Origin of the sequence: uncultured Clostridium sp. (genome assembly GCF_937920395.1) — a bacterium.
Classification (GTDB): Bacteria; Bacillota; Clostridia; order Clostridiales; family Clostridiaceae; genus Clostridium_AD.
On sequence record NZ_CALEVF010000224.1, the window covers coordinates 34,394 to 41,272 of the forward strand.

Annotated in this window: 6 protein-coding genes; 5 read left to right on the forward strand and 1 reads right to left on the reverse strand. The window is 26.4% G+C overall.

Annotated features, from left to right (window positions below):
* Nucleotides 1-84: 84 nt before the first annotated feature.
* From Q0649_RS14435 to Q0649_RS14450, 4 genes are all read left to right on the forward strand, one after another.
* Nucleotides 85-711: a DapH/DapD/GlmU-related protein gene (locus Q0649_RS14435; protein WP_298843458.1), complete on the forward strand. Its 627-nt coding sequence runs from the start codon at nucleotides 85-87 to the stop codon at nucleotides 709-711.
* A gap of 4 nt (nucleotides 712-715) precedes the next feature.
* Entirely contained in the window at nucleotides 716-1,633 is a 918-nt protein-coding gene (locus Q0649_RS14440; RefSeq protein WP_298843461.1) for an NAD(P)-dependent oxidoreductase, read from the forward strand.
* A complete protein-coding gene (locus Q0649_RS14445; protein ID WP_298843464.1) occupies nucleotides 1,620-2,693 on the forward strand; it encodes a glycosyltransferase in 1,074 nt (357 codons plus the stop codon). Before Q0649_RS14440 ends, Q0649_RS14445 begins: the two co-directional genes overlap by 14 nt.
* Before the next feature lie 179 nt (nucleotides 2,694-2,872).
* Nucleotides 2,873-3,577, forward strand: a complete 705-nt coding sequence (locus tag Q0649_RS14450; RefSeq protein ID WP_298843469.1) for a hypothetical protein — start codon at nucleotides 2,873-2,875, stop codon at nucleotides 3,575-3,577.
* A gap of 385 nt (nucleotides 3,578-3,962) precedes the next feature.
* Here Q0649_RS14450 and Q0649_RS14455 read toward each other — a convergent pair whose 3' ends face one another.
* Nucleotides 3,963-5,996 (reverse strand): right-handed parallel beta-helix repeat-containing protein, encoded by a 2,034-nt coding sequence (locus Q0649_RS14455; protein ID WP_298843472.1) that lies wholly within the window; start codon nucleotides 5,994-5,996, stop codon nucleotides 3,963-3,965.
* Nucleotides 5,997-6,529: 533 nt separating this feature from the next.
* Here Q0649_RS14455 and Q0649_RS14460 point away from each other — a divergent pair.
* A complete protein-coding gene (locus tag Q0649_RS14460) occupies nucleotides 6,530-6,775 on the forward strand; it encodes a hypothetical protein (protein ID WP_298843474.1) in 246 nt (81 codons plus the stop codon).
* The last annotated feature ends 104 nt before the right edge of the window (nucleotides 6,776-6,879 follow it).

Genomic DNA, 6,879 nt, shown 5'->3' on the forward strand with positions numbered 1-6,879 from the left:
GTACAAAAGATTTATATGAAATAATAAAAGGTGTAAAAGAGTAATAGTATAATTAAATTTAATATAGACTGGAGAATAATAAAGATGGTTTCTAAGTTTAAATATTTATATAAGAGAAAAAAGATTAATTCTATTTTAAAAAAATATGATAAGTTTATTGTTTTGGATAGGTCTACTATTCTATTGAATTCATTTAATATAGATATAAGAAATCCAGAAGGACATAGCGATAAATGTGTACAAGTAGGAATTAATTCATTGTTGGATTGTAACTTAATCTTTGAAAAAGAAACAGGAAATATATCAATTGGAGATAGAACTTATATAGGGGGTGGGACTATAATAATTTCAATAAATAATGTTTATATAGGTAATGATGTAACAATTGCGTGGGGGTGCACTATATATGATCATAATTCTCACTCTATTTATTGGAGCGAAAGAAGCAATGATACATTACAGAGCCTAGAAGATTATAAACGAACGGGAAACTTTATTAAAAATAAAGATTGGGACAATGTGAAATCTGCACCTATTAAAATATGTGATAAAGCATGGATTGGATTTGATTGTGTTATATTAAAGGGTGTAACTATAGGTGAGGGCGCTGTAATTGGTGCTAGAAGTGTTGTTACCAAGGATGTGCTGCCATATACTGTGGTTGCTGGGAATCCAGCGCAAGTTGTGAAAACTTTTGATGAGGGGAGATAAAAGTATGAATAGAAAAGTTTTAATTACTGGATGTAATGGATTTATAGGAAGTCATCTAGTCAAATTCTATAGTTCTAAGGGGTATGAGGTTTATGGAATAGATAGAAATATGAATAATGTAAATATACCTAACTGTAAATTTGTAAAGTGTAATTTACAAAATGATGATATTAGCAAAATTTATAAGGAAATATCTCCAGATGTTTTTATACATTGTGCAGGCAATGCAAGTGTAGGAATGTCTGTTGAATATCCAGAAATGGATTTTGAAAGTAATGTTGGAGTTTTATATAAAACTCTATCTTCATTAGTTAGAGCAAATATAAATCCAAGATTTATATTTTTATCTACCGCAGCAGTATATGGAAATCCAAAAGAGCTACCTATAAGTGAGAAAACTGTTACAGCTCCTATTTCACCATATGGACTGCATAAAAAGATGTGTGAAGATTTATGTCAATATTATAGAGTTGTTAAAGGTCAAGATGTATCAGTAGTTAGGATTTTCTCTGCCTATGGTGAAGGATTAAAAAAACAAATTTTATGGGATATGTATAGTAAATACAAAGAAAATGGATATATAGAGCTTTTTGGGACAGGAAATGAGACAAGAGATTTTATATATATCAAGGATTTAGTACAAGCAATAGATATAATAGTTAAAGATAATAAATCTAATTTTATTTATAATATAGCAAATGGTGAAGAAACATCTATTAAAACTTTAGCATTACAATATGCAAAAATACTCAATATAGATTCTAATAAAATAACATTTAATGGTGAAGTTAAAAAAGGGGACCCATTAAATTGGAGAGCTGATATTACAAAGCTACAAAAAATAGGATACAAACAGTCTATAGATTTATATGAAGGGTTAAAAAATTATATTGAGTGGGTGAAACAACTTGATAGAAAATAAAAATATATTATTTGTAGCAAATGGTGGTAAAGAATGGATTGGCGGATTATATTATATTAAAAATATAATATATACATTATTTAAAGATAACAAAGTGGGTAAATCAACAAAAATTTACATAATGGCTAAAGCTGAAAATATGGACATGTTTAATTTGTTTCTAGAATATGAAAGTGTTAGAATTATAGTTTACAAGGACAATAAATTCAATAAAGTTTTAAAAAAACTAACAACTAATGTATTGAATAAATCATTGGATCTAGAAATATGTGTTAAAACTCAGAAATATTATATTGATTTTATTTATCCAGTAACTTCCTATCCATATTTATTTTTAGAAAATAAATGTGTGTATTGGATACCAGATTTTCAACATAACCATTTGCCACAAATGTTTTCTAAGAATGAAATTGATTCGAGAAATAAGAATTTTAAATATATAGCAGAAAATCATAAGAATCTTATAGTGAGTAGTGAAGATGCTTTTAATGATTATAAATCTTTATACCCAAATCATATTGAAAATGTTAATATTATAAGATTTAAGTCATGTATTGAAGACGATATAAAAAAGATTAATAGTAAGTTTATAAAAGATACTATTAAAAAGTATGAATTATCTAATGAATTTATATTTCTACCAAATCAATTTTGGAAACATAAAAACCATATAACAGCATTTAAAGCGATTAATTACGTAGTGAATAAAAAAGGAAAAGACATTTGTTTGGTATGCACTGGTAATACACAGGACAATAGGAATAAAGACTATTTTAACAGTTTGTTAAATTATATAAAAGTTAATAAAATAGAAAATAATATAAAAATATTAGGGTTTATATCAAGAAAAGAGCAATTAGCTTTGATGAAAGCATCAAATGTTGTTATACAGCCATCATTGTTTGAGGGTTGGGGAACAGTTGTTGAAGATGCAAAAGCACTTGATAAAAGGATTATAATGTCAGATATAAATGTTCATTTTGAACAGAAAAATGAGAAATGTGTTTTGTTTGGGAGACTGGATTATGTAGAACTTGGGGAAATTATTTACAATTTGTAGAATATCAACCTATAGTCTACAGTTTAGGAGTATAAGTGCAACTAAAAAGTCTAATAGTAATAATATCATGAAAAGAATATTTTTTAGTTCAAAATCGAATTTAAATATAAAACCTACACAAATAAATATATTAAGATAAATTAGTTTTATTATTTATCTATTAATGTTGGGGGTTACATATGATATCAATTAATAAATCCTATTTTAAATCTAAAATTAAAAAAAATCCCTTTTTAGAGAATTTAGTAATACGAATTTATAAAAAAAATCTCCTTAATAATATAAAAAAACGGAATAATGGTAAAGGCAATAAAATTACATATGATAGGACTTCTATTCTATCAAATGTTGAATTTAAAACGAATGGTAATAACAACACAATTATAATAGGAGCTAAATGTTATTTGAAAAACGTTAAGTTCAATATAAATGGGGACAACCATGTTGTAAAGATCGGAAACAGAATACGATTTAATGGGGAGAGCTGTTTGTGGTTTGAAGACAAAAATGGAACGTTAACAATTGGAAATGATTCAACATTTCAAGGAGTTCATATCGCAGTAACAGAAAATAATTCAAGTGTAACAATAGGAAATGATTGTATGTTTGCACAAGATATTGATGTTAGAACTGGAGATTCTCATTCAATTATTGACACAGATACCAATATACGTATTAATGGTGCAAAGAATGTTGTAATTGGTAATCATGTATGGGTTGCATCTCACTGCATTATTTTAAAAGGAAATATAGTACCAGATAATTGTGTAATTGCGACTGGTTCCATAATAACTAAATCATTTAAAAATAGGGGAGTAATTATTGCAGGCAACCCTGGCAAAATTGTTAAAGAGAATATTAATTGGGACAGAAAAAGAATATAGTTATCTGGGCAAGTCTGTAGGTGAATATTTCATGCTTGTTATATTAAGCGTGAATGATTTTCATAGTAACTAAAGTTTAATTGCACTTATAAAAACATTTTTAAATATAAGATTTACAATTCATATTTAACGAGTGATTTAATTGTCAGTATATATATCCGAATGAATACTATTATGACATTTTCATACATGGTTATCAACTGTGAGAAGTATTAGTATGACTTATTTTCAGCTCTATCAGAAATGATTTTGAATAATATTTCTCACTAACGTCTATTAAATGTTCCACAATACAATTAATAGATGATTAATAAATCAAAATTAGTTAATTGTTTTTCTTGTTTAATCATATAACATTATAATTCCTAATCTGTTTGTTCATGAGTTAATATGGGTAGACTATAGTTTTTCTTCCAATATTATTAAAATCAATATTTTTGAAGCCTTTTAGTTGTTTGAATATGATAGAGCTTTTGTTTAACCCAAAGTTAGTTTTGCCCAAATTTATAAATCCAGGATTTACTTTGAAACTAATATTAGATTTAACAGTTCCATATTTAACAACATATTCGTTAATTGATGTGGTTTTAGTTTGATAAAGTACATTATTTTTAATAACATTATTGTTGGGAGTACCTGGAGTGCCATTTTTTAATATGTTTTTAAGTTCAGGATATTTATTAGACCAAATTATATTTTCATAAGGAACTTTTTTTAGATTTGTGTACAATGGTCCTAAGTTGGACCAAATCAATCCTCTAGCATCAAAGTTTATGGAATTCTTGCAATTAACAATAATATTATTTTCAATAATATTATCTCTTCCTCCGCCAATGAAAATTGGATTTTTAACTTTATAAAAAATATTTCCATAAATTTCTGCACTACTCATGCAATCATCTAAGTAAACTCCAGATACATTAGAATTATCAATATTATTATCAATATTATGTAAATAATTATATCTAATTATATTTCCCCTATAGGTCCAATCTCTCCCAGTATAGATAGCTCCAACATCGCTTGTTTCTGTTGCTACATTATATATTTCATTATATTCCAGTAAATGATCATTTCCGGAAAATAAAATTGCAGTATGAGAGGCATCGTGAATACTGTTGTGAGAAACACTTATACCAACTCCAGAAATATTGATGGCTGCACTATATGTCTTTTTTATTCTTGAATAATTATATATCTCATTGTTTGTGGTATAGTTATTGCAATGTGTAAGAGTATTTCTATTTCCACCGCTAATTAGTAAAGCACCTGTCCCAGTGTTATAGATTTTACAGTTTTCTATTCCATTATTTATTCCACCATATATAGAAATACCATTTTGTGAAGTATTTCTTATTATACAATTTTTAATTTTATCGTTAGTTCCATTTTCTATTACAATAGAATTAGCTCTGCTATTCTCAAAAGTAATACCTTCAATAGATACATTAGATGTATCTTTAATTTTTATAAAAGGCTCAGTAAGTTGAGATAATTGTATTTTTGAATTATTTATAGAGGTATTAGGAAGAAAGTATAGGAGTTTCTTGTCATAATCTATATAATACTCTCGAGGATTATCAAGTTCTTCTAATATATTATACAAATAAAAACGCTGGCCTTTCTTTATTCCAAAAGGTACTTTATCGGTAAAGTAAATAAGGTGACTAATAATATCAATGTTAGATGCTTTAACTGTAGAATAATTCCAATTATAGTACCAATAGCCACTCATCCATATGTTCTGATTTTTATGCCATAAGGAAGGTTGTGAGCCATTATATTTAAGTGAATATAACCCAGCATTGTTGTTATTCAGAACTTGACCTATGGTGAGGTATGAGTTATTTGGGAATTGAGCTAAGGTCATTGGATTATTATTATAAAATAGCTCCGGTGCTTTACTGATATTTTGAGTAGTACTATTAAAATTCATAGGATATTTCGATAAATCGGCTACTAAAATATTTTTTGATGATACCTTATTTACAAATTCATTAAGTACATTCATGTCATAAACTGGTTTAAAACTAGTACTTGGTAGATTGTATCCTCCAATAAAATATACTTTTTCTGCTTTGTAAGATTTGTATGTTATGGATAATGAATTATTTGCAGTATCACTTTTTTCTAGAGTAAAACTTTTATTTATAAAATAGTTACCACCACGCAGGAAAACAATTATATTTTTATGATATTTTTTATTTTTATTAATTTTTCTAATAGTGTTTCTTGCACCTTCTAAAGTCCTAAAAGGATGAGTTTTGTTACCTTTACTATCATCATTACCATAAGTTGATATATAAAATTTGATATCATAATTAGATTTGTAAGTTATAAAGATTAAAGGACATATTAGTAGAATTATTGAAATAAATATGATAAAGTTAAAAGGTTTTTTTATTAAGAAAATTTTCATATATAATCATGCTCCTATCTTAGACTTTAAGTTAGTCTGATATAATAACAATATTATATTAGACTAATTTGGAATTTTTGGCAAGAAAAAAATTCAAACTAGTTGTATTTGAAATAAGACTTTTAGAAAAATCAAAAAAGCAACAAATATTATTTAATAATTATAATGATATAAGGAATGAGGTGAAAATGATATTTAATAAATTTACAGATTTTTATTTATTATTATAATAATATCTTTAACTTTAAATATTGGTAATTTAAGATTTTAGACGGGAGGAAAGTAAAAGATGATGTAATTATTGGGTGATAAAACTAGGCAATAACATTTAGCAGTAAGATCACAATAAAAAGTCCATTAAAGTTCGCTCAAATTCGAATAGGGCCTCATTCTCGAATGGTATAAACCTATTAATTGGTGGAGAATTATACGTAGGTGCTAATTTTTCAGCAAGTGGAATAAATATTACAATACATTGTGATTTAAAAATGCATTTTGGTAATAATGTGTTAATTGGCTGGAGTTGTTTTTTTATGGATTCAGATGGTCATAATATTCTTAATGACAGAGGAGAAATTACTAACAAAAGCAAAGAAGTATATATAAGTAATCACATATGGATTTGTTTAGGTGTTTCTGTTTTTAAAGGTTCTGAAAAAGGTAACGTTTCCATTATAGCTGCCAATAGCACAGTATTAGGGAAATACGGAAAAGATAATTGCATTATTGGGGGAAATCCAGCAAAAATTATAAAAGAAAACATTAATTTGGGAAAATAAAATTTTATTTGTCATTTAATACTAGTGTTACATAGAAAATAATTTATTTTGACCAATTGCAATAACAAGTTGAACCAATTTGTATTTATACTTAAATCGTTGAA

What these genes read in the sequence shown, in the direction of transcription:
- Q0649_RS14435 (WP_298843458.1), top strand. Translation starts at nt 85, where the DNA reads ATGGTTTCTAAGTTTAAATATTTATATAAGAGAAAAAAGATTAATTCT.
- Q0649_RS14440 (WP_298843461.1), top strand. Translation starts at nt 716, where the DNA reads ATGAATAGAAAAGTTTTAATTACTGGATGTAATGGATTTATAGGAAGT.
- Q0649_RS14450 (WP_298843469.1), top strand. Translation starts at nt 2,873, where the DNA reads ATGATATCAATTAATAAATCCTATTTTAAATCTAAAATTAAAAAAAAT.
- Q0649_RS14455 (WP_298843472.1), bottom strand. Translation starts at nt 5,996, where the DNA reads ATGAAAATTTTCTTAATAAAAAAACCTTTTAACTTTATCATATTTATT.
- Q0649_RS14460 (WP_298843474.1), top strand. Translation starts at nt 6,530, where the DNA reads ATGGATTCAGATGGTCATAATATTCTTAATGACAGAGGAGAAATTACT.